This window comes from Dyella dinghuensis (genome assembly GCF_003977615.1).
Lineage (GTDB): Bacteria > Pseudomonadota > Gammaproteobacteria > Xanthomonadales > Rhodanobacteraceae > Dyella_B > Dyella_B dinghuensis.
In genome coordinates, this window is sequence record NZ_RYZR01000005.1 from 305,140 (window position 1) to 326,094 (window position 20,955).

The 20,955-nt window shown below is 61.0% G+C and carries 23 protein-coding genes and 1 tRNA gene; 8 read left to right on the plus strand and 16 right to left on the minus strand.

The features are described from left to right. Positions 1 to 5: 5 nt before the first annotated feature. Together EKH79_RS08990 and rocF are read right to left on the minus strand one after the other, a co-directional pair. Positions 6 to 1,385: a tryptophan--tRNA ligase gene (locus EKH79_RS08990; RefSeq protein WP_126673458.1), complete on the minus strand. Its 1,380-nt coding sequence runs from the start codon at positions 1,383 to 1,385 to the stop codon at positions 6 to 8. A 111-nt stretch (positions 1,386 to 1,496) separates the two neighbouring features. Then, positions 1,497 to 2,420, minus strand: coding sequence for an arginase (gene rocF / locus EKH79_RS08995; protein ID WP_126673459.1), 924 nt, complete (start codon positions 2,418 to 2,420; stop codon positions 1,497 to 1,499). 166 nt (positions 2,421 to 2,586) lie between these two features. On the opposite strand from rocF, the gene EKH79_RS09000 reads away from it, so the two are divergent. Then, the gene (locus tag EKH79_RS09000) at positions 2,587 to 3,726 is read left to right on the plus strand and encodes a hypothetical protein (RefSeq protein ID WP_126673460.1); all 1,140 of its coding nucleotides are present in this window, start codon (positions 2,587 to 2,589) and stop codon (positions 3,724 to 3,726) included. Positions 3,727 to 3,794: 68 nt separating this feature from the next. Here the strand turns inward: EKH79_RS09000 and EKH79_RS09005 are convergent. The 4 genes from EKH79_RS09005 to EKH79_RS09020 form a co-directional block, all read right to left on the minus strand. Then, positions 3,795 to 3,870, minus strand: a tRNA-Thr gene (locus tag EKH79_RS09005). A 30-nt stretch (positions 3,871 to 3,900) separates the two neighbouring features. Further along, a complete protein-coding gene (locus EKH79_RS09010) occupies positions 3,901 to 4,620 on the minus strand; it encodes an SPOR domain-containing protein (protein ID WP_126673461.1) in 720 nt (239 codons plus the stop codon). Between the two features lie 32 nt (positions 4,621 to 4,652). Further along, positions 4,653 to 5,411 carry a type III pantothenate kinase gene (locus tag EKH79_RS09015; protein ID WP_126673462.1) on the minus strand — a complete coding sequence of 253 codons (759 nt, stop codon included), beginning with the start codon at positions 5,409 to 5,411 and terminating at the stop codon, positions 4,653 to 4,655. Continuing rightward, on the minus strand, positions 5,408 to 6,379 hold the full coding sequence (locus EKH79_RS09020; RefSeq protein WP_126673463.1) for a biotin--[acetyl-CoA-carboxylase] ligase: 972 nt from the start codon (positions 6,377 to 6,379) through the stop codon (positions 5,408 to 5,410). The genes EKH79_RS09015 and EKH79_RS09020 overlap by 4 nt, the downstream gene beginning before the upstream one ends. Positions 6,380 to 6,567: 188 nt before the next feature. On the opposite strand from EKH79_RS09020, the gene EKH79_RS09025 reads away from it, so the two are divergent. After that, positions 6,568 to 6,927 (plus strand): hypothetical protein, encoded by a 360-nt coding sequence (locus EKH79_RS09025; RefSeq protein WP_126673464.1) that lies wholly within the window; start codon positions 6,568 to 6,570, stop codon positions 6,925 to 6,927. A 60-nt stretch (positions 6,928 to 6,987) separates the two neighbouring features. On the opposite strand, the gene EKH79_RS09030 is transcribed toward EKH79_RS09025, so the two are convergent. From EKH79_RS09030 to EKH79_RS09050, 5 genes are all read right to left on the minus strand, one after another. After that, entirely contained in the window at positions 6,988 to 8,415 is a 1,428-nt protein-coding gene (locus EKH79_RS09030) for an ATP-binding protein (RefSeq protein WP_126673465.1), read from the minus strand. Further along, positions 8,369 to 9,055, minus strand: a complete 687-nt coding sequence (locus EKH79_RS09035) for a response regulator transcription factor (protein ID WP_126673466.1) — start codon at positions 9,053 to 9,055, stop codon at positions 8,369 to 8,371. Before EKH79_RS09035 ends, EKH79_RS09030 begins: the two co-directional genes overlap by 47 nt. Further along, positions 9,055 to 9,387 (minus strand): PepSY domain-containing protein, encoded by a 333-nt coding sequence (locus tag EKH79_RS09040; RefSeq protein WP_126673467.1) that lies wholly within the window; start codon positions 9,385 to 9,387, stop codon positions 9,055 to 9,057. The genes EKH79_RS09035 and EKH79_RS09040 overlap by 1 nt, the downstream gene beginning before the upstream one ends. Positions 9,388 to 9,477: 90 nt before the next feature. Beyond that, on the minus strand, positions 9,478 to 10,458 hold the full coding sequence (gene dusA, locus EKH79_RS09045; protein WP_126673468.1) for a tRNA dihydrouridine(20/20a) synthase DusA: 981 nt from the start codon (positions 10,456 to 10,458) through the stop codon (positions 9,478 to 9,480). 79 nt (positions 10,459 to 10,537) lie between these two features. Next, positions 10,538 to 11,410, minus strand: a complete 873-nt coding sequence (locus EKH79_RS09050) for a tetratricopeptide repeat protein (RefSeq protein WP_126673469.1) — start codon at positions 11,408 to 11,410, stop codon at positions 10,538 to 10,540. A 341-nt stretch (positions 11,411 to 11,751) separates the two neighbouring features. On the opposite strand from EKH79_RS09050, the gene EKH79_RS09055 reads away from it, so the two are divergent. Continuing rightward, a complete protein-coding gene (locus EKH79_RS09055; protein ID WP_126673470.1) occupies positions 11,752 to 12,528 on the plus strand; it encodes a ferredoxin--NADP reductase in 777 nt (258 codons plus the stop codon). A 22-nt stretch (positions 12,529 to 12,550) separates the two neighbouring features. Here the strand turns inward: EKH79_RS09055 and EKH79_RS09060 are convergent, their stop codons facing one another. Both EKH79_RS09060 and EKH79_RS09065 read right to left on the minus strand, forming a co-directional pair. Beyond that, positions 12,551 to 12,946, minus strand: coding sequence for a hypothetical protein (locus EKH79_RS09060; RefSeq protein ID WP_126673471.1), 396 nt, complete (start codon positions 12,944 to 12,946; stop codon positions 12,551 to 12,553). A 35-nt stretch (positions 12,947 to 12,981) separates the two neighbouring features. Then, positions 12,982 to 13,557, minus strand: a complete 576-nt coding sequence (locus tag EKH79_RS09065) for a protein kinase family protein (protein WP_233590278.1) — start codon at positions 13,555 to 13,557, stop codon at positions 12,982 to 12,984. A 187-nt stretch (positions 13,558 to 13,744) separates the two neighbouring features. Between EKH79_RS09065 and EKH79_RS09070 the strand changes: the two genes are divergently transcribed. Beyond that, a complete protein-coding gene (locus EKH79_RS09070; RefSeq protein ID WP_126673857.1) occupies positions 13,745 to 14,227 on the plus strand; it encodes a DUF456 domain-containing protein in 483 nt (160 codons plus the stop codon). A gap of 73 nt (positions 14,228 to 14,300) precedes the next feature. Next, positions 14,301 to 16,073, plus strand: coding sequence for a DUF885 domain-containing protein (locus EKH79_RS09075; protein WP_126673473.1), 1,773 nt, complete (start codon positions 14,301 to 14,303; stop codon positions 16,071 to 16,073). 53 nt (positions 16,074 to 16,126) lie between these two features. Here the strand turns inward: EKH79_RS09075 and trhA are convergent, their stop codons facing one another. Both trhA and EKH79_RS09085 read right to left on the minus strand, forming a co-directional pair. Further along, positions 16,127 to 16,795 carry a PAQR family membrane homeostasis protein TrhA gene (gene trhA / locus EKH79_RS09080; protein ID WP_126673474.1) on the minus strand — a complete coding sequence of 223 codons (669 nt, stop codon included), beginning with the start codon at positions 16,793 to 16,795 and terminating at the stop codon, positions 16,127 to 16,129. A gap of 103 nt (positions 16,796 to 16,898) precedes the next feature. After that, the gene (locus EKH79_RS09085) at positions 16,899 to 17,348 is read right to left on the minus strand and encodes a hypothetical protein (protein ID WP_233590250.1); all 450 of its coding nucleotides are present in this window, start codon (positions 17,346 to 17,348) and stop codon (positions 16,899 to 16,901) included. A 343-nt stretch (positions 17,349 to 17,691) separates the two neighbouring features. Here EKH79_RS09085 and EKH79_RS09090 point away from each other — a divergent pair, with 343 nt between their 5' ends. Then, positions 17,692 to 18,354, plus strand: a complete 663-nt coding sequence (locus EKH79_RS09090) for an energy transducer TonB (RefSeq protein ID WP_126673475.1) — start codon at positions 17,692 to 17,694, stop codon at positions 18,352 to 18,354. 102 nt (positions 18,355 to 18,456) lie between these two features. On the opposite strand, the gene EKH79_RS09095 is transcribed toward EKH79_RS09090, so the two are convergent. Next, positions 18,457 to 18,744 (minus strand): hypothetical protein, encoded by a 288-nt coding sequence (locus EKH79_RS09095; RefSeq protein WP_126673476.1) that lies wholly within the window; start codon positions 18,742 to 18,744, stop codon positions 18,457 to 18,459. A 191-nt stretch (positions 18,745 to 18,935) separates the two neighbouring features. Here EKH79_RS09095 and EKH79_RS09100 point away from each other — a divergent pair, with 191 nt between their 5' ends. Next, on the plus strand, positions 18,936 to 19,514 hold the full coding sequence (locus EKH79_RS09100; protein WP_233590251.1) for a cysteine dioxygenase: 579 nt from the start codon (positions 18,936 to 18,938) through the stop codon (positions 19,512 to 19,514). 42 nt (positions 19,515 to 19,556) lie between these two features. After that, entirely contained in the window at positions 19,557 to 20,924 is a 1,368-nt protein-coding gene (locus EKH79_RS09105) for an FAD/NAD(P)-binding protein (protein ID WP_126673478.1), read from the plus strand. Positions 20,925 to 20,955 lie beyond the last annotated feature (31 nt).

A 20,955-nucleotide genomic window follows, 5' to 3' on the forward strand; every position in this document is an offset into this window, starting at 1 on the left:
TGCTTTTACGACGCTTGTTCTTTTTCTTGCGAGGCGAGCAAATCCAGCGCTTCACGCAAATAGTGGAGCGCTTCGTCGCGAGCAGGTTCGTCGACGTAATCGGGCGTGCTCGCTACCGGCTCACCATCGAGTTCCAGCACCAGCGAGCGTGGCAGAACATGCAGCGTTGCGGCATCGCCACCCAGCGTCTTCAGCTGCTTTTGCACGACACCCGCTGCCTTGGGATCCTTGAACGATTTGGACAGCAACAACTCGTCGCCTTCCGATGAGAACAACCGGAAACGGAAGCTGCCGTCCGTGTCGCGGAAGCTCGCGAAACGTGGCGACTTGATCGATTTGCTCGGCAACTTCGCTGAGCCCGCGCGCATTGTCACAGACGACATCGCACGCAGGCCAATGGCATCGCGAAGCTCGGCGAGTTTCGGTGCGGCAACGGCACGTGCCTTGCGCGCGCCTTCGCGCAAAATGTCTTCGATGGCGGCCGGACGCGAGATGAGGCTTTCATAGCGCTCTCGCATCGGCGCCACATCGGCTTCGATGCGCTCGTACAACACCTGCTTCGCTTCACCCCAACCGATGCCTTCTTCCAGCGCGCGACGGAACGCTGCGCTTTCCGCATCGCTGGCGAAAGCATGGAAGATGGTGAAAAGCGAGGAGCTATCGGGATCTTTCGGTTCGCCCGGTGTGCGCGAATCGGTGACGATGCGCATGACCGTCTCGCGCAAATGTTTTGCGCCGCCTGCAAACAACGGAATAGTGTTGTCGTAGCTCTTGGACATCTTGCGACCGTCCAGCCCCGGCAACGTGGCCACTTGCTCTTCGATCACCGCTTCAGGCAATACGAAGAATTCGCGGCCGTAAATGTGATTGAAGCGCTGGCCGATATCGCGCGCCATTTCAATGTGCTGAATCTGATCGCGGCCGACGGGCACCTGTTTCGCATCGAACGCCAAAATATCCGCGGCCATCAGCACCGGATACATGTACAAACCCGCTGTGATACCCGCATCGGCGTCTTCACCCGTTTCGGTGTTCTTGTCGACCGCAGCCTTGTACGCATGAGCGCGGTTCAGAAGGCCTTTCGAGGTGACGCAGGTAAGCAACCATGTGAGCTCCGGAATTTCCGGAATGTCCGATTGCTTGTAGAAGGTGACCTTGTTCGGATCGAGTCCCGCCGCCAGCCACGTTGCCGCGATTTCCAGGCGCGAGCGTTCAATGCGCGCCGGATCGTCGCTCTTGATCAGCGCGTGGTAATCGGCCATGAAGAAGAACGCATCGACATCGGCACGGCGGCTTGCGGCGATCGCCGGGCGAATCGCGCCAACGTAGTTGCCAAGATGCGGCGTGCCGGTGGTGGTGATGCCGGTAAGGACGCGTGTTTGCATGCGGCGACAGTCAATTCATCGAACGAGTGAACATTTCCGCACAGTTACGTGCGGGCTGATTTCAGGCAGTGTACGGGTAAAACCGGGAAACGCGACCCATGCGCAGTCCGATCAATCCGGGCCGCGCATCAAGGTGGACTTGCCGAACAGCGATTCGACCAGCTCCACAGCAAGTTTGGCCGTCTGATTGCGTTTGTCGTAAGCCGGATTCAGCTCGACGATATCCACCGAACCCAGACGCCCCGTGTCGGCAATCATCTCCATGCACAGCTGCGCTTCGCGATAGGTCGGCCCGCCACGCACCGTCGTGCCGACGCCGGGCGCGATGGACGGATCGAGGAAATCGACATCGAAGCTCACGTGCAGATGCGTATCGGCATCCAGACCATCCAGCGCCTCTTCCATCGTGCGCTTCATGCCCACTTCGTCGATGTGGCGCATATCGTAGATATCCATCTTCGCTTCGCGCACGAGGCGCTTCTCGCCTTCGTCCACCGAACGGATGCCGATCTGACGAAAAACATCTGGAGAGACCGCCGGTACGCGATCGCCGATTTCCACCAGCTCGCGCGGCCCGTTGCCGCACAAACAGGCGACCGGCATGCCGTGGATGTTGCCCGATGGCGTAACTTGCGAGGTGTTGAAATCTGCATGTGCATCCAGCCACAAAACACGCAGCTTGCGCCCCTGTTCGCGGCAATGGCGCGCGACGGCGCTGATCGAACCAATCGCCAGACAGTGATCGCCACCCAGCATGACCGGCAGGCGCCCGGCCTGCAGTTCGTGATGGATGGCGCCGTGTACGGCGGTATTCCAGGCGATGACTTCAGGCAGATGGCGGTAGCCCTGCTCCGGCGGCTGCCAGGGGTTCATCGGGCCATGCAGGTTGCCGCGATCGATGACCTCCAGCCCACGGCGGCGCAATTTCTCGGCCAGCTGGGCAACGCGTAAGGCTTCGGGCCCCATGGAGGCCCCCCGATGTCCCGCACCGATGTCGGTAGGCGCGCCAACCAGTGCAATCACCTGCTTACTCATACTGCTTTTCTCGTGATGTTTCGCGTAGATAGCCAAGTGTACCGGGTCGGGCGTTGACGGCCCATTAGGCCTCCCCAGGCCCGATGAATTGAGGCCTTCATGCATCTGCGATAAAAAGGCACCACAGGGAGAGGCGGCGCCCCTTCGCGCCGCACAGGGGGACAATATGACTTGCGCAGTATGTGGGGCGGCGACGTCAGGTACGTCGACGATTTGCGGTTCATGCGATCAGGTTGTCGGGCGCGGCCGGTTTGCCGGCAGCGGCGGCTCGTATTCATCGGGATCAGGACGCCTTGAGGATGTCTCATCGGGCATGGCGGCGGTCTGGTTTGTCGTTCTGCTGGCGATAACGCTGGGCAGCACCTTCGTCCTCCTGGGGCGACCCACCGATGCATTTACCAGCGGCGAACTGTTCGGCGGCGTAGCTGCCCATATCTTGCTGGCCGCGATCATTGCGGGGCTGCTTCGCTGGACGGCAAAAGCCCGTTTTGGGCGAACGTTCCTGATCACGTGGGCGATACTCATACCGCTGATGTTTATTTCGAACATCGCGCAGCGAAGTCAGCTGCAGAATCAAGGCGTGCATCAGGCACTGCTTGATCTGCGCAAGGCGATGAACACCAAGAGTCCGGCGACCAGTTCATCCGTCGCGCCCACGGCGAATCAGCCCACGGCAAATCAAACAGTGTCGTCCGATGGCAGCGGTGCATCGGCATTGCAAGTCGCCATCGAACACATTGCGCAAAATGCTGCGGCATTCAAGCAGCAGCAAGCGGCACGCACGCAGAAGGAAAAAGATCTTCATATTGAGCTTGTCTTGCAGCCGCAACGTCTTGTGTCGGCGCAGGGGATCGGGCTGAGCCGCTCATCGGTTGATCAATACCGAAACCTGATGACCGAACAACAGACCGCGCTGAAGACGTTCGAAGACCAGAACCAGGCGTATCTGATGCAGTTGCCCGAACCCATGCAAGACGCGGCACTGCGTGGCTTTCTGAAGTCGCGCGCATCGGCGGATCAGGCGTTCGACCAGTACTTTCTCGTAGAGAACACTACGGCCGATACGTTCGATCAAGTGTTGGACGTTGCGCAGCATGCACTCGGTCGCTCGCGCCTCGATAGCAACGGCAAACTGCTGCTTCCCGAACCGATGCATAGCCAGATGGTGAGCCTGTGGCAAACGCTCCAGCAGAACGTCGTGCAGGAGACGGAAGCCAAGCAGAACATGCAGGCACTGGCTGCACAGCATCAACAACAGATGGATCAGCTGCTGCAGCAAACTGCAACGCCAGGATCGTCCCAATAGATTTCGTGGAATCCACATAGCAACAGGCAAACAAAAAGCCCGCGACGAAGCGGGCTTTTTGTTGAAACTGGTGCCGGCACCCGGATTCGAACTGGGGACCTACCGCTTACAAGGCGGTTGCTCTACCAACTGAGCTATGCCGGCATGGAGCCGACTATTGTAGCAAACCATCGCTCAAAAACAGCCCGTGCTGTGGGATCCGATCGCGGTATCGTGGACGCGGCTGCGCCAGTCGAAGTGGGCGCTGTCTACCGGGATCAGGTCCAGCCAGTACTCCGGGACGGTTTCCGTGCGCTCGCTCATCTGGGCGGGGAAACCCGCTTCGGCGATCTGATCGCGGCGCTTGCGCGCATTGGCCGGGTCCTTGAACAGACCCAGGGAAACCGTGTTCTGGTCGTCCCCGGCGCCGCTGATCACAAAATAATCCTGGATGTTTTTCGCCGCGAGCTGACGCGCTTCCGCAAGCGCCGCGGCATGGCTGGACGTGGCCGGCAGATAAACCCACCACCCGCGCGACTGCGTGGTCTGCTCCTGCCGGGCACGCATGCGTTGAACTTGCGGCTCGAGCGCATTGCGTGCCACGCGCAGATCTTCCTGCGTCGCAAACGGGCCCAGCGCCATGCACGCGTAGCTGAGCGTATTGGTCGATGGCTGCGCCGACAACGGATTGGCCGCCGAGGAGGATTGCGCGGGCGTCGCTGCCGCCACGTTCGTCGCCGAGGCGCTTGACGTCACCGATGCCGCGGGTGGCGGCAATTCCGACAGCAGATGCAATTTATTAACGCCCGGATCGGTGGGCAGATGCGCGTGCGTGTCGTTCTGGCCAAGCAGCAGCCATGCGCCGACAGCGATATTGAGTGCAATAAGCAATACGAACAGCAGGCGCAGAAGCATTAGCCATTCACCAGCATGGGTCGTTGGGGATTCTAGGGGGATGCGGGCGCGGGATGGGAGTGGGCCCATATAAGTAAGCCACGCAGCACGCTATCGGGCGCGAGTTCGGCGGACAAGCCCAGCAGCGGCAGCAATGTCGCCGCGTCGCCGCCATCTAACAGCAAGCGTGGTGCTTTTCCGGGATGTTGGTTGGCGATGTGCCGGGTAAACCGTTCGATCAACGCCGCAACCGCTTGCCAGCAACCCGATGCCACGGCGTCAGGCGTGTTGTCGGCGATATCGCGAATCGCAGCGCGATAATCGGTTTGCACGCGCACCGTCGCGCCAAGCAGCGATTGCTGCATCAGCAGCGGACCGGGCGCGATCAAACCGCCCAGATGCTGGCCATCCGCTGCAAGCGCATCCAGCGTCAGCGCCGTGCCGATACCTGCGAGCACGCAAGGCGTATGCCCTTCCGCGTGCGCCGCCACCATCGCAAGAAAACGATCCACGCCCAGCCGATGCGGTTCGGGATACGCGTTGCGCACGCCGCATGCTTGCGCAGGTGTGCGCACCCACGTCACGTCGCGCGCAAAGATCTCAGCGATCAGGGTTTGAATCTGTGCCTCGCGTACTTCATCCACGACGGACGAACCCAACACATGGTCCGGATGTGTCAGCGCTCGCCACGATTGCGTCAAAACGTTTGCGACGTCTTCGTTCCACGCGACGGCACCGCGTGCCGACCAGCCATTCGCGGCCGCCATCGCCCATTTCAGCCGTGTGTTGCCAAGGTCAAGCAGGAGTTTCATGCGCGGCGCACCGTGACATCGGCGCTGTCGATACCGTGCAGGCCTGCAGCGGTTTGCAATTGCAGTGCGCCGCGTGCATCGATGCCCGCACCAATTCCGTCCAGATCGCCCATTGCGCTACTGACGCGCAATGGCACGCCACGTAGCGCATCGTGCTGCGCGTATTCGTCGACGAATGCCGCAAAACCATCGCGTTCGAATTGCGCCAGGCCCTGCACCAGACTGGTGACGAGCGCTGCCGCCACCTGATTGCGATCAGGCGGCGTACCGTTGCACAGACTCGCCAGATCGGCGATCGGCTGGCCGGCTTGCTCATGCAACGCCGGCGTCAATCGCAAATTCAGACCGATGCCAATCACCGCAGCACACGGCCCCTGATATTCCCCGCTCAATTCGACCAGAATACCAGCGAGTTTTCCGCGTTCGGTCAGCACATCGTTCGGCCATTTGAGGCGCGCACCATCGATGGCAAGTGCATGCAATGCGCGCAGCACGATGACACCCGTCGCAAGCGACAAACCCGAGAGCGATGCAAAGCCCGCATCGAAACGCTTCAGGCAGGACAGATAAAGATTGAGCCCTGGCGGCGACAGCCAGCTGCGCCCGCGCCGTCCGCGCCCTGCCGTCTGTGTTTCAGCGGTGACGATGCTGAAGTCGGGCGCGGCAGGGCCGCGCCGTTGCAATTCGCTGGAGGTCGAATCGAGCTCCCAGCGCACGTCCAACGCACCGAGCCGACCGGCAATGACCGGCGGCAGCTGCAAACGGATGCTCTCCTCGTCCAGCATCTGGATCGGCCAGGGCAAATGGTAACCGGCCGAACCGGCGGACTCGATCGGCACGCCGCGATGGCGCAGCGCCTCGATCTGCTTCCAGATGGCGGCGCGCGTCACGCCCGTCTCGGACGCCAGACTCGCCCCCGAAAGCGTGTCTCCGGAGGCCAACAAGGCCAGTAGTTGTTGCGGCTGCATGGTCTCAGTATCCGCGGAGACGACAGGCGCGAGGGGGCCGTTGAAGGGCTGGGAAAGAAGGATGTCGCATCGGGCGATTCTACCGGGAGCCGGCGCTTTCACCGCGTCCCGAGGGTGGCACTGGCATCTGTAGGTGGTTTCTGGGACGATCCGGCTGTTAGGGCATTCGCCTCGGGGACGGAATCGCCATGCGTGCCACACCATTGTTGCTTGGATGCTTGCTGGGACTGAGCGCCATCGCCACGGCGGCGGCTAACGGCTCGTCGATCGCGGGCACGCTCGGCAGCAGCGCGGGCTCCAGCTATAACTGCACCCACCAGTCGCCGGAACACAGCAGCAACCATGATGCCGCTCCGAGCGGCGGCGATGCGTTGAGTGTTTCTCACGCCAGCGCCGTACCGTCACCGCCTGCCAGCCATCACACCAGCACGCCGAACGGCTCGTCGGAAAGCGATGTCACGCACTTCGGCGATGACGCATCGCCGAATCATTCCTCGCACGATTCCGGCCTGAGCTGGCAATCGCTGCTGCCCGGCTCTATCCAGTAACAGCAACGCGCTGTCCATCTTCGACGGAACGCTTGCGGGAAATTCCGCGTCGTTCGTGCGTCAACCCGGCGGCAACAGCACGCTGAAGCGCGCGCCGCCAAATTCTTCGGAGCGGTCCACGGTCAACTCGCCGTGATAGGCGCGCACGATGTCCTGCACGATGGACAAGCCGATGCCGTGACCTTGCACGCGTTCGTCGCCACGCACACCACGCTGCAGCACCTTTTCGATCTTGTCGTCGTCGATGCCCGGACCGTCGTCTTCGACACTCAACAGCAAGCCGGGACGCTGACGCCCTCCCGCCGATTGCATCTTGACCACGAGCAACACGTGATGACGCGCCCACTTGAACGCGTTCTCCAGCAGATTGCCCATCAACTCGAGTAGGTCGCCCTGCTCGCCATAGAACGCGGCGTTGTCCTGAATATCGAATTCGCACAGCACGTTCTTGGCGGCGTACACCTTTTCCAGACTCTGCACGAGATCTTCGGCGTGACCGGCAATCGGCACGGCGCTCGCGAACGTCTGACTGCCCGTCGTCGCGGCACGTGCCAGCTGATAGGCGACCAGCTCGTCCATCTTGCGCACCTGATCGAGCACCGGCAGGCGCGCGGCCACCGGAACGTCACCGGCCGATTCCAGCTGCGAGCGAATCACTGCCAGCGGCGTCTTCAAACTGTGCGCGAGATCGGCGAGCGTGTTGCGGTAACGCGTACGCTGGACGCGTTCGCTGTCGATAAAGGCATTGATGCGTTCGGTGAGGCCCGTCAGCTCCAGCGGATACTGGCTGTCTAGGTGATCGGTCTTGCCGCGTTCGATGCGACTGAGATCGCTCGCCACTTTACGCAGCGGCGTCAGACTCCAGTACAACAGTATCAACTGCAGCACGATCAACATCACGCCGAGCAGCGCCAACCATCCAATCAGGCTGCGGCGATAGACGGCGACATTGCCCTCGAGCTCTTCTTCGGTCTGCGCAACGGTAAACGTGAGCAGCACCGGATTGCCATTGGGCACGTCCAGCGCAATGCCGAAACTGTAGTAGTAAAGACGGCCGAGCTCGGTATCGATGGGCCCGATGAATTGCTGCTGCCCCGGCGCCAGCTTGGGCAGGAAACCGAAGTCGCGTTCCAGCGCCGATGGCGATTCCCAATGGAATCCGTTTTCGCCGGTAACCACGGCATACAGCCCCGAGCCCGGACGCGAGAACATCGGATCGGGCGGTGTGTCGGGCAGCAGGGGCGTGCCGTCGCGGCGCGGATCGGTGCCGGCGATGTAGGTGATGACGTAATCGTGCAGACGATCCTGCAGCTTGTTGCGCTCGCTGGAATCGTAGCTTTGCGACAGCGTCAGGCCGATCGCGCCCAGGAATGCTGCGAGCACGAGTGCCGTGGTAAGCGCTGCGCGCGCCGCCAGTGAGAACGGGCGGCGCGCCGTCGCATTATTCGTCTTCGCTTCGAGGGATGGCAAAGCGATACCCGCGTCCACGCACCGTTTCGATCGGCTTCATCGTACCTTCTGGATCGAGCTTCCTGCGCAAGCGACCGATGAAAACCTCGAGCACGTTCGAATCGCGGTCGAAGTCCTGCTGGTAAATATGTTCGGTGAGGTCGGCTTTCGATACCAGCTCGCCGGCGTGCAGCATCAGGTACTCAAGCACCTTGTATTCGTAGCTGGTGAGGTCCACCACCTTGCCGTCGACCGTCACGGTTTGTGCCGTCGTATCCAGCTTGATCGGTCCGCATGCCAGCACGGGCTTGGACCAGCCGCTAGCACGGCGTACCAGCGCGTTGATGCGCGCCAGCAGTTCTTCGACATGGAAAGGTTTGACGAGGTAGTCGTCCGCACCGTGCTTCAACCCTTCGACCTTGTCCTGCCAGCTGCCGCGCGCGGTGAGGATCAGGATGGGGTAACGCTGACCCGCTTCACGCAGCGACTTGACCAGATCCATGCCCGACATCTTGGGCAGACCCAGATCGATGATGGCCAGATCGAACGGCACTTCGCGACCCAGGTACATACCTTCTTCGCCATCCTGGGCGGCGTCCACGGCAAACCCATCGCGTTTGAGTCGAGCCGCCAGCGTTTCGCGCAACGGCGCTTCGTCTTCGACCAGGAGGATGCGCATCAGTGTTTCTCCTTCTTGTTGCTTCCGCCATTAGGGGACTTCTTGGGGGATTGTGCCGCAGCCGGTGGACGCGCGCTGACTTCGGAAGGGACACGCAGGAAGCGCACATGTCCTTCTGGTGTGAGTACCTTGATGCGGTACTCCGTCCCACGCCCGTTTTGACGCGGCTCGGCCGACAGCACTTTACCGCCGACTTGCCGCTGCACCTGCTCTACGGCTTGATCCAGACTCAGATTTTTAGGAGGTGGTGCTGACGATTGGGCCGCAGCCATACCGGCCATCAGCAGCCCGGCTGCTGCAATCGCCCCTGCTAGATGGTGCTTGAAACCCATAATCCCTTGCGATTGATGCCGGATCCGGATCCGGCCGACGCGCCATACTGCAAAACGGGTGCTGAATGATCGCCGGACGGCCGATCAGCGTCACGCCGCGACCTGCGCTGGAGCCATCGCCTGCTCAATGAGTGACCAGTTCGCGCCGGAAAGATGCGCCCCCTCGCTCAATCGCCGGCGAAAGGCTCGCGCACCGGGCTCGCCCTGATAAAGACCCAGTAAATGGCGCGTGATGTGTTTCAGCGCGGTGCCGCGCGCCAGCTCGGCTTCGATGTATGGGCGCATGTGTTGCAGCACGCTGTCACGCGACGGCAACGGCATGTCATACAGGGCCGCCTCCACCTGCGCGAGAACGTAAGGTTCGTGATAGGCAGCGCGGCCGAGCATCACCCCATCGACGTGCGCCAGATGCTCCCGTATCGCGGGCACCGTGGTGATGCCGCCGTTGATGACCACCACCAGCTGCGGAAATTCGCGCTTGAGCCGATAGACGCGCTCGTAATCGAGCGGCGGTATCTCGCGATTCTCTTTCGGCGACAGCCCTTGCAGCCACGCTTTGCGTGCGTGCACGACGAGCACTTCCACGCCGGCATCGAGCATGGTTTCGGTGAAGTGCTGCAGATCGGCGTATTCGTCCTGATCGTCTACGCCGATGCGGCACTTCACCGTGACCGGCACGGGCACCGCATCGCGCATCGCTTTCACGCAATCGCCCACGAGCGCGGGCTCGCGCATCAGGCACGCGCCGAAGCGCCCGGACTGCACGCGATCGGAAGGGCAACCCACATTGAGATTGATTTCGTCGTAACCCGCCTGCGCACCGTAACGCGCCGCTTCGGCCAATTCATGCGGATCGCTGCCGCCCAGTTGCAACGCAACAGGGTGTTCCTGCTGGCTGTGTTCCAGCAAACGCAACTGCTTGCCGCGCACCAACGCAGCGCTGGTCACCATCTCGGTGTACAGCCGCGCGTGGGGCGACAACAGACGATGGAAATAACGGCAATGACGATCCGTCCAGTCCATCATCGGCGCCACCGATAACCGGTAGTCGTGGGGATTGATGCTGTGCATAGCTCAGTATTTTAGCCGCACAGCAAGCTATTGCGCTTTGGCGGTCGAAATTCGGCCCGCACCACGTCACCTGGAGCCGCTACAACGGATTCGTGCTTCCGTCCGGCTCATCCGTTGATGGCGTCGATGAGGCTGGCTGGGCCACTGACGTCGGTTTGGTGCTGACGTCCTGCAACGCCCCCACCCTGACCGTACCGCTCCAAAAGCTGTCCTGCGCCTTGAAATAGGTCTTGGAGTTCCACCGATTCTCGGCCCAGAAATCGCCGCAGCCGGTGATGACGCCACCTTCGACCGAGCCCAGGCCACAGTCAGGCAGCGGATCCCCAGCATCAAGTCCGGCCGCACCTAAGCCCGCCCCGCTCAAGTTGCCAAAAAACTGTGATTTGGTGGCCTGCGAATTAAAGATGGCAACACCAAGGGGCGAGCCAGTCATGTGCAGCTTCCCTTGCTGCAGTTCGGCGACCATGCGTGGTTTGGCCACTGCATCGCCGTATTCGGCCGTCAGCTGTTTCAGGATTTCATTGGCCTTATCGCGCTGATCGGGATCGAGCTGCGCCCACACGCTATCGCGCGTCTCGACAAACTTCGGGTAGTTGCGTTCCGCAGAAAGTGCGATCCACGCATAACCTGTAACAGGATCTTTGGGAACGCCCTGGCCATTGAGATACATCAGGCCGATGCTTAACTGCGACACCTTGTCGGCGTAGCGAGCGCCAAGCAGGAAATACTTCATCGCTCCGGCGTAGTCGCCTTTTTCGTAGCGAAGAATGCCGCCAAATTGACCATGCAGATCGGGATGACCTTCGGTCGAATTTTCCTTCATCGATTTCAGTGTGTGCTGGAGTTGCTGGTCCGATTGCGCCGCGGCTACATCACCATCGGCGGCAGCAGCGACAAAGGGAGTGAGTGCGAGCAGAACGCAGCAGATAAATGTGCGACGTAACGCCTTCATGACGCCTCCTTGGCCCATTACAAAAGGCAAGCCAGACAAGCAATGCGGACGGCGGGCAGTCTACACCTGGAAAATGCGTACTGTTTTGCGACATCGTCAGGCCCGTTCCGGGGCCAGATACCAGATCAACATGGCCGGCGCCAACCCGTCACGCCACGCGGCCCATTCATAGACCAGCGCTATGGATTCGTACAGACGATGATCCCGGCAATGGCGTAAAATATCACCGCGGTCACGACCCCCAAGCAGCTTGAGCCAGGCGCCCGGCAACCGCGAGCCCTCGCGATACGCACTCACGCAGTGACCCGCGTTCCCCTACCGCAATCTGAGAACACAACGCTATGGTGGCTTTGGCGACCGAACAAGTTATCGATGTGCATCACTGGAACGAAAGCCTTTTCAGCTTTCGCACCACACGCGATCCCGGCTTCCGTTTCGACAGCGGACAATTCGTGATGATTGGCCTGGAAGTGGACGGCCGTCCGCTGATGCGTGCGTATTCGATTGCCAGCGCGGCATGGGAAGAACACCTGGAGTTCTTCTCCATCAAGGTGGAGAACGGTCCGTTGACCTCGCGCCTGCAGCATCTGCAGCCGGGTGACAGCATCACCGTGAGCCGCAAGCCGACCGGCACGCTGGTGCTGACGGATCTCAAGCCGGGCAAGCATCTATATCTGCTGGGCACCGGCACGGGGCTCGCGCCTTTCATGAGCATCGTCCGCGATCCGGAAACCTACGATCGCTACGAAAAAATCGTGCTCGCCCATGGTGTGCGCAATATCAACGACCTGGCGTATTCGAACTATCTGCAGAACGAACTGCCGCAGCACGATTACCTCGGCGAACTGGTACGTGAGAAGCTGATCTACTACCCGACGGTCACGCGCGAACCGTTTCGCAATCGCGGCCGCATCACCGACAACATCGTCGATGGCGCGATGAGCGCTGCCATCGGATTACCCCCGCTCAATCCGGACACCGATCGCGTGATGTTGTGCGGCAGCCCAGTGATGCTCGACGATCTGTGTGCGCTGCTCGACGCGCGCGGCTTCCATGCGTCACCGCGTACACGCGAGCCGGGCGATTACGTCATCGAGCGCGCGTTCGTCGAAAAATAAGAACGAGGCCACGCAGGATCGCCTAGCTGTCGCGGTCCTGCGTCACGTGCCACGCAAAACATTTTGTCAGTCGAGCGGGAATGTCCGGCACGTTTTTCTGCACCCATTGGCCAATGGACGCTTCTTCATCTTTCATTGCCGCGCCCGCCCAGGTAGTGACGTACGTGCCGTGTAACGGATCGTTGCGATAGAACAGAAAGCCGTTGTCGGACACGTGCGTGTCGACATAGATCACGCGCCAGTCGCCGTCGCGGAAGACCTGCAGTACATCGACGTTCGCAACATGAAGCTGTGCTGCAATGACCGGTGCCCATGCGTGCTTTTGCGCATCGGTCAGCGTTCGATCAATGCCCGCGCACGGCGACGCGGTCGCGGCACCTGCGATCAGCGATGCATGGAGCAACAGCCATTTGCGCATAGAGCCTCCAGAGGTCGCAAACAACGCACGCGGCATCAATCGCGCACGCGGCCTTTTCCTTCGTTGTCCCAATAGCCGAACAAACGCCTTGCAATGAATTTGTACAGGCGCTTGCCTGTTGCGCGCCATAACCGCGAATGCGGCGCCGGTGTTTTCAGCATCGCATGTTGCCGCTCGCTGAGTGCATGATCGCAGTAGGTGCGTTTGTGCTTGAGTAAATGCCGCAGATCCTCGCGCGCAAGCAGGCGGAACAGACGCCCGCGCCGGCCACGCGTCCATGCAATCTGGAAGTCCACCAGCGCAGGACGCCCATCCGTCCGCACCAGCCAATTAGGCTCTTTGGCGAGATCGTTATGCACGATGCCGCGCCGATGCAATTGCGCCAGCAAACGCAGCGCATCGCGGTAATAGGCAACGTCGCGTGGCTTAGCCTGTTGCATGGGGAGGCCGCCGATATAACTGCGCAGCAATTCGCGTCCATCCCAACCCAGTAGCGCCGGCACGCCGTCGATGCCGTCCAGTTTCGCGAGCGCCCTCGCCTCGCGTGCTGCGGCACGTTTCGCAAACGCACGCGCCCACCAGCGCGCCGCGCGTACATCGCGGCGAATCATACGCACGCCATCGCGCTCGATGATCTCGATGCGGCCAAGTTCATCGGCCTTGAGCAAAGTGGGTTTGGCGTCTGACACTGATTTACCTGGCTGGGATGGCGAGCGGCTTGCCCATCGCGTCGCGGCGACGGACTATTGTGGCCGATCCGCGGCCCTGTCGCCGCCTCGAGGATGGCGCATGACTGCGATGGAAATCGCGCTCTACCTGTTGGCCGCGGTGCTGATCATTGCGGGATTGATCGGCACAGTGCTGCCCATCCTCCCCGGCATTCCGATGATCTTCGGCGGCATCTGGCTTGCCGCGGCGGTCGATGGCTATCACCACGTCGGCAAGGGCTGGTTGATCACGCTGGGTGCGCTGGCGGTCCTGGGCCTGCTGGTGGACTTCCTGGCCGCATCAATGGGCGCCAAGCGCGTCGGCGCCAGTCCACAGGCCATGTGGGGTGCCATGCTGGGCACCCTCGTCGGTCTGTTCTTCGGCCTGCCCGGTTTGCTGCTTGGGCCGTTTGCCGGCGCGCTGGTGGGCGAGTTCACCTCGGGCAAAAGCGTGCTGCGCTCGGCGCATGTCGGCATCGCGACATGGCTTGGGCTGCTTTTCGGGACGCTGGTCAAGCTGGTGATCTCCTTCATGATGATCGGCCTGTTCGGTTTTGCGATGCTGGTAGGGTAGCGACCAACTTTCGATACATGCCGCTCACACGCAGTCCCCGTAAGCTCGACCCACTTACATTGGGGAACTTCGTATGAGCAAACGTCTCGCCCTCGCCGTGGCGATCGCATTGGCTGCCGCCGGTTCGGTCCACGCGCAAACCTCGCAGACACCCGCATGGGTCGCGCGCAGTAACGACGACGCCAAAGTACTGCTCGATGTCATGGCGCGTTTCACGCCCGAAAACGCCACGCAGGTCGGCGTACCCGGCTATGACGACAAAGTCGTCGACCTGAAGCCCGATTCCGACGCACGCACACGCGCCGCCTATGTCGACGCACGCGCCAAGTTGCAAGCGATGCTCGCGACAGAGAAGGACACCAACGTACGCCAGGATCTGCAGATCATGATCAATGCAGCGAACCTGGCGATCGAAGGCATCGATCTCAACGACAAATACATGCTGCCGTACCAGGACGTCGGCCAACTGATCTTCAACGGCGAATTCGCGCTGCTGCGCGATGACGTCGATGCCAAGCGCTGGCCGGCCGCACGCAAGCGTCTGCAGTGTTACGTCGGCCAGGCCCCGGGCTGCACGCCACTGATCAAACTGGCCGAAGCACAAACCATGGCGCAGTTGTCCGACAAGCATCTGCTGGGCCCGTACAAGAACAACGTCGATCAACAGATCGACAACTCGGATCGTTACGCCCAAGGCATTCGCCAGCTCTTTACCAAGTACAAACTCGACGATGCTGCCGGCAAAGCCGCGCTCGATGCGATGGATGCCCAGCTGAAGGATTACAACGCATGGGTGCGCAGCACCATCGTGCCGCGTCAGCGCGATGATTTCCGCTTGCCCGAACCTCTGTATGCGTACAACCTCAAGCAGGTCGGCATCGATATTCCGCCGGAAGAACTGATCAAGCAGGCACAGCTAGAGTTCGTCGAAGTGCGCTCGGCCATGCAGACCATGGTGCCCGAAGTCGCGAAGGCCGGAGGTTTCCAGGCGACGGATTATCGCGACGTCATCAAGGAGCTGAAGAAGCAACAGCTCGGCAAGGACGATGTGGTGCCGTGGTATCACCAGGTGATTACGCAGATCCAGGACATCATCCGCCGCGAACACATCATCACGCTGCCGCAGCGTGACATGCAGATGCGTGTCGCGTCCGATGCGGAAACGGCTCAACAACCCGCGCCGCACATGGATCCCCCACCGCTCGTCAACAACCACGGCGAACGCGGCACGTTCGTGCTGACGATGGGCAACCCGGCCCAAAAGGGCGACAACTCGGCGACCTACGACGACTTCACCTTCAAGGCCGCTGCGTGGACGCTCACTGCACACGAAGGGCGGCCCGGGCACGAACTGCAATTCTCGGCGATGGTGGAACGCGGCGTATCGCTGGCACGCAGCTTGTTCGCCTTCAACAGCGTCAACGTGGAAGGCTGGGCGCTGTACTCCGAATCGGAAATGATGCCGTACGAACCGCCGGCAGGTCAGTTCACCACGCTGCAGTTTCGTCTGGTGCGCGCAGCACGCGCGTTCCTCGACCCGATGTTGAATCTGGGCATGATCAGCAAGGAACGCGCACACGACGTTCTGCGCTATGACGTGGGTCTCTCCGAAGCCATGACGCGCGAAGAACTGGACCGCTTCACGTTCAACAGTCCTGGCCAGGCCACGGCGTATTTCTACGGTTACATGCGTCTGCAACAGCTTCGTCTGCAAACCGAACTGGCGCTGGGCAAGAACTTCAATCGCCAGGCCTTCAACGATTTCATCATCGATCAGGGTTTGCTACCGCCCGATCAGCTTGCTGAAGCCGTGCGCACCCAGTTCATTCCATCGCAACAGAAGTAACGCAAGAACAGGCAGCCGGCCTAAACATCAGGCCGCCTGCTTTCGTTTGACGCTCAGAGATGCGCGTTCGGCACGACGTAAAGCAGCACGGCGAGAAACTGCAGCACGCTGCCGGCGAGCACGAAGAAATGCCACACGGAATGGTGATACGGCAAACGGCGCCACAGATAAAACGGCACACCCAGCGTGTAAGCCACACCGCCGCCGAGCAACAACACCATGCCGCCGGTTTGCAGATGCGCCAGCAACGGCCGGAACGCAACGATGCCGACCCAGCCCATGGCGACATACAGCAACACCGCAAAACGGCGATAGCGCTTGAGCAAGCCCAGTTCCAGCGCACTTCCCAAAAGCGCCAACGACCATACGATGCCAAACAGGCTCCAGCCCCACGTGCCGCGCAACGCAATCAGCGTGAACGGCGTATAGGTTCCCGCAATAAGCAAAAAGATCGCGATGTGATCGAGCGTGCGCAACACACGCCGCGCCGATTCGGCGCGTACGGTGTGATAAAGCGTCGAAGCGGTGTAAAGCAGAATCAGCGAGATGCCATACACCGCGCTCGCCAGTACATCGCTCGCGGTGCCGGCGATAGCCGTATGGATGACCAGCACGGCAAGTCCGATCACGCTCAGCACGATGCCGATGCCGTGAATCACGCTGCTGGCGAGCTCATCGCCAAAACCATAACGAGGAAGCACGGCCTCGTTTGCTGCAGTCATGCGAACAACTCCGTGGCATCCCGCCATGATGCGGGACAAGCTGGCACCTTAACCGGCCTGTCTCGATTTGCCTAATGCGGAAAACGCATCAGGCCTCGGCGCATCAGGGCTCGATGATGAAGGCGCCAAAGGCGATGCCGATATTCCATCCACGACCTTTGCCGCTCAGTGCAAGCGACACGTTTCCCTTGGTCAAGATCTGACTGTCCGCACTGACCTGCGCACCCGCATGGGCTTCAGCGCTCGCGTAGTGCCCCAGCACTTCGTGAATGTCGTAGACACCGGTAAAGCGGCCTTCCCCATCGTCGACTTCGGTTTTGCCGAACGTCAGTCCACCGCCTTCCGCACGAATGTGCACGTGCATGGTCTGGCCGTTATAGCAGCGGATCGTGCCGGTACCTTCGGCGCGCTTGTAGAAGGCCGACCATCCGGTCAACTGAAATTGCATGCGGCAGTCGACATCGGAGGCCGCATGCGCGGGTGCCGAGGTAGCCAAGCCCGCCAGACACAGCAATGCGGCACCCATCCACGTCATGGCAGCGGTCGTTTTCATCGGCGTTCCTGTGGCATGGGGAAGTACGAATTGTCGCAAAGGGTTCTACCGGATTTTCGTGAAGGCTGTCATCACGAAAGTTGCACATGCAAGCAAACCGCCGCCCGTCAGGATGCGCGCCAAGGGTGCCGCCTCCCCGGCACCCCTATCCTGCAACCCCGCGCCTCGCGGGGTCTTTTTTTGGCACGCCTTTTTTGGCCCACCCGTTCACGGCGTTTAGACGGCTATTGCACAAACCGTGACGAAAGGCATAGGCTGAAGTTGCGCCGGCCACGATCCCCCTGTGTCCCCACACAGCGCGGCTCAAGCGCATCACAACCACATCGTCGTCAGGAGGTCGCTTATGCCGTCCGCAAGCCTGGCTGTCGTTCGTCGTGCACAACCGGATATGGTTCGCGTTGCTGCACTGAGTGTGGCTATCACGCTCAATCTTGCTGCTTTGTTGTTAGTTATGCGGCCACTCGCGCCGCAGATTGCCGATGCGATTCAAACGGCGAAAGTCGAAACCGTACGCATCATCGAACCGCCACCACCCAACCCGCCACAACCGCCGGACATCATTGTCAAACCATTGCCCAGGCCATTGCCGGTCACACCGCCTGTGCATGTTGCGCACGTTGAGGTCGCTCCACCCGTCGTGACACCTACGACAGAACCATCGGATAACGCCAAACCGGTTACGGTGCCGACCAACAACAACGTTGCACCGCCGCCATCGATCGCCCCGGGCGTGGTATCGCTTGCGTATCGTTCATCGCCGTTGAAGTTTCCGGTGCAGGCGTTGCGTCAGCGCATGTCAGGCACGGTGTTATTGCGCGTTTTGGTGGATGAAAGCGGTAAACCGGTCGATGTGGTGGTCGAGCAGAGCAGCGGCTTCAAGTTGCTCGATAACAGTGCGCGCGAGCAGGTGTTGTCGTCATGGCTGTTTCAACCTGCCGTGATCGACGGCCACACAGTGCGCGCATGGGCGCGTGTGCCGGTCAGTTTTGCATTTCAGCAAATGTAAAAAGTGCGTTGCCGCAGATGCATTAGCGTGTAGGGATCGAAGCCCGGCCGGCCATCCAGTGTGCTGGACCGGGCCTCGCTCCACGGCTACCGCAGGGACATCTCAGCGCAACACGGTCGGCGCTGCCGCGGGGCGGCGTGCAGCGTGCGCGATGCCCCAGATCAATCCGAACAGCAATAGCGCAGGCAGGCACAACGGCAGCAGGGACAGCGCGACGATCGGCAACACCAGCAGCATCACAAGCCCGCCGATGAACAAGCCGATGCCGCCTGCAAGCAAGCCAATCAGGCCGCCCACCAATCCGAACGTCAGCTTGAATACCAGGCCAATCAACGACCCGATCATCCACAGGGCGCCTACCATCACTGCAATAACTATCAGCCCGATCATGTCCGTTTCTCCGTGTCAACCGTACGGTCAGATGCGCGTGGCCCGCTGAACGTTTAAAGGGCGTGGCATAAGGATAGGCCTGCGCAGACTGTGGTCCATGCTGCAAAAGTCATGGTTGATATCCAGGGTCTTACGTCCACTTAACGATGGGCATGCTCCACTTCGGATCGTCCAGGCCGCCCATAAAGCCTATGCGCTCTTACCGACACAGCCTCAAGGCGTTGCGCGACATTGCGCTTGCGAACACGCTTGAGAAAAATCCCGATCTGGCGTCGATATCGCGCGAGCTCGGCGCCATCATTCATCGCGATGCATCCGTATTGGCGGACGGCATGGCGGATCTGCGTCAACGCAATCGCGGTTTCGAGCGCTGGCTGCTGGGCCGGCGTGGTCGTCCGGGCGTCAGCGTGCTGGTGATGGCGTGGCCGCCGGGTTACACCACGCCGTCGCACGATCATGCGGGTTTGTGGGGCATTGAATTGAGTTTGTATGGCGCACTGGAAGTGGAATCGTGGTCGCGCGAATCCACGGCACAGGCGTGGCAACTGCGTGGACGCGACTGGCTCGGCCCCGGCGATTCGACATGGTTCGACGCCGATGTGCCGTATATGCATCGCTGCCGCAATCTTTCGCGGCACGAAACCGCGCTGACGTTGCATATCTATGGTGGCGATCTGGAAGACTACGCCACGTATGAAGAGTCCGAATCCGAACCGTACTGGCAGAGCCAGCCGCAGCGCGCAAGGATTGCCGGTCCGCTTCGCGTCTGATATCAACACACATTCAGCTGTATCCACGTTTCAAGGAATGACATGTTTCGACGGGTCGCCATCATTGGCGGCGGCGCCGCAGGGGCTACGCTGCTCAGCGAATTGCTGGAGCGCCCTGTGTCGCAGCCGCTGCATCTCGACTGGTACACCGGCGGCGGTGTGCCCGGTCGCGGTGTCGCGTATGGCACGCGCTCGTCGTTGCATCTGCTGAATGTTCGCGCCGCGTCGATGGGCATGTTCGCGAATCGTCCGGGCGGCTTTCTCGAGTACATGCAGAAAATCGATCCGGCCATTTCGGGCACCGATTTTCTGCCGCGTAGCTGGTACGGCGATTATCTGGAAGCACAGACCGCCACGGCACTCGCGCGTGCCAAGGACAAGGGCCACGACGTTCGCGTCGTACCGTATGAAGTGGAAGCGGCCGTACCGGAAAACGACGGCGTCACCCTGTTTCAGGGCGAATCGCAGACGCGCGTCGATGCCGCCGTGCTCGCACTGGGCGCACTGGAACCGCGTCCGCTATCTGGCGTAAGCGACGATGCACTGGCCAGCGGCCGTTATGTCATCAAACCCTGGCCGATGCTTGCCGAAGTGAAGCCCGATACCCAGGCACACAACGTGATCGTGATCGGCCTGGGTTTGACGGCCGTCGATGTGCTGCTAGAGCTTGCTTCCAAATGGCCGAACGCGCGCTTCACGGCCATTTCGCGCCATGGCTTGCTGCCGGAAGTGCATCAGGCCAATGCCGCGATGCCCTTCGAAGACAGCGACGAACTCGTCGAAGCGATGCGCGACGCGCCCGATATCCGCACCTGGATGCATCTGCTGCGCGACGCCATTCCGCGCGCGAACGACTGGCGTCGCGTGATCGATTGCCTGCGTCCACACACGGCCATGTTGTGGGGACAGTTGTCGCATGCAGAACGGCTACGTTTCCTTCGTCATACGCGCTGGGCGTGGGAACGCGCGCGTCATCGCATGGCGCCGCAGATCGCTCAATCCGTGCATGCGCTGGAACGTGAAGGACGCCTGCGCCGTTTGCCTGGTCATATGCACAATGTCGTTCTGACCGACAACGGTTTGCGGATGACTTTCCTGCCCAAGGGCGATAAGACGGAAGTCACGCTCGATGCGGACATGATCATCCAGAGTACCGGGCTGGAAACGGACGTGCGCCGCACCCAGCACACGCTTCTTCAGCAGCTGATGACCAACGGGCATATCCGCTCCGATCCGTTCGGCCTGGGCGTCGACGCCACCACCGACGGCCACCTGCTGCACGACGGCAAGCCATGGCCGCGGCTGTTCGCCATTGGCAGCTTGCTGCGCGGCACGCTGTGGGAGTCCACGGCCATGCCGGAGATCCGTCAGCAGGCACGGCAACTCACCGATCGGCTGCTGGCCGACTAAGGACTAGGAAGACCCACGCTCCGGCGTGCGA

Bases quoted from the DNA above. Each gene is read 5' to 3' on its own strand.
- EKH79_RS08990 (WP_126673458.1), bottom strand. From the start codon at position 1,385: ATGCAAACACGCGTCCTTACCGGCATCACCACCACCGGCACGCCGCAT.
- EKH79_RS09105 (WP_126673478.1), top strand. From the start codon at position 19,557: ATGTTTCGACGGGTCGCCATCATTGGCGGCGGCGCCGCAGGGGCTACG.
- EKH79_RS09035 (WP_126673466.1), bottom strand. From the start codon at position 9,055: ATGCGCATCCTCCTGGTCGAAGACGAAGCGCCGTTGCGCGAAACGCTG.
- EKH79_RS09065 (WP_233590278.1), bottom strand. From the start codon at position 13,557: ATGATTCGCCGCGATGTACGCGCGGCGCGCTGGTGGGCGCGTGCGTTT.
- EKH79_RS09090 (WP_126673475.1), top strand. From the start codon at position 17,692: ATGCCGTCCGCAAGCCTGGCTGTCGTTCGTCGTGCACAACCGGATATG.
- EKH79_RS09075 (WP_126673473.1), top strand. From the start codon at position 14,301: ATGAGCAAACGTCTCGCCCTCGCCGTGGCGATCGCATTGGCTGCCGCC.
- EKH79_RS09025 (WP_126673464.1), top strand. From the start codon at position 6,568: ATGCGTGCCACACCATTGTTGCTTGGATGCTTGCTGGGACTGAGCGCC.
- EKH79_RS09040 (WP_126673467.1), bottom strand. From the start codon at position 9,387: ATGGGTTTCAAGCACCATCTAGCAGGGGCGATTGCAGCAGCCGGGCTG.
- rocF (WP_126673459.1), bottom strand. From the start codon at position 2,420: ATGAGTAAGCAGGTGATTGCACTGGTTGGCGCGCCTACCGACATCGGT.
- EKH79_RS09070 (WP_126673857.1), top strand. From the start codon at position 13,745: ATGGAAATCGCGCTCTACCTGTTGGCCGCGGTGCTGATCATTGCGGGA.
- dusA (WP_126673468.1), bottom strand. From the start codon at position 10,458: ATGCACAGCATCAATCCCCACGACTACCGGTTATCGGTGGCGCCGATG.
- EKH79_RS09095 (WP_126673476.1), bottom strand. From the start codon at position 18,744: ATGATCGGGCTGATAGTTATTGCAGTGATGGTAGGCGCCCTGTGGATG.
- EKH79_RS09085 (WP_233590250.1), bottom strand. From the start codon at position 17,348: ATGAAAACGACCGCTGCCATGACGTGGATGGGTGCCGCATTGCTGTGT.
- EKH79_RS09055 (WP_126673470.1), top strand. From the start codon at position 11,752: ATGGTGGCTTTGGCGACCGAACAAGTTATCGATGTGCATCACTGGAAC.
- EKH79_RS09060 (WP_126673471.1), bottom strand. From the start codon at position 12,946: ATGCGCAAATGGCTGTTGCTCCATGCATCGCTGATCGCAGGTGCCGCG.
- EKH79_RS09100 (WP_233590251.1), top strand. From the start codon at position 18,936: ATGCGCTCTTACCGACACAGCCTCAAGGCGTTGCGCGACATTGCGCTT.
- trhA (WP_126673474.1), bottom strand. From the start codon at position 16,795: ATGACTGCAGCAAACGAGGCCGTGCTTCCTCGTTATGGTTTTGGCGAT.
- EKH79_RS09000 (WP_126673460.1), top strand. From the start codon at position 2,587: ATGACTTGCGCAGTATGTGGGGCGGCGACGTCAGGTACGTCGACGATT.
- EKH79_RS09020 (WP_126673463.1), bottom strand. From the start codon at position 6,379: ATGCAGCCGCAACAACTACTGGCCTTGTTGGCCTCCGGAGACACGCTT.
- EKH79_RS09010 (WP_126673461.1), bottom strand. From the start codon at position 4,620: ATGCTTCTGCGCCTGCTGTTCGTATTGCTTATTGCACTCAATATCGCT.
- EKH79_RS09015 (WP_126673462.1), bottom strand. From the start codon at position 5,411: ATGAAACTCCTGCTTGACCTTGGCAACACACGGCTGAAATGGGCGATG.
- EKH79_RS09050 (WP_126673469.1), bottom strand. From the start codon at position 11,410: ATGAAGGCGTTACGTCGCACATTTATCTGCTGCGTTCTGCTCGCACTC.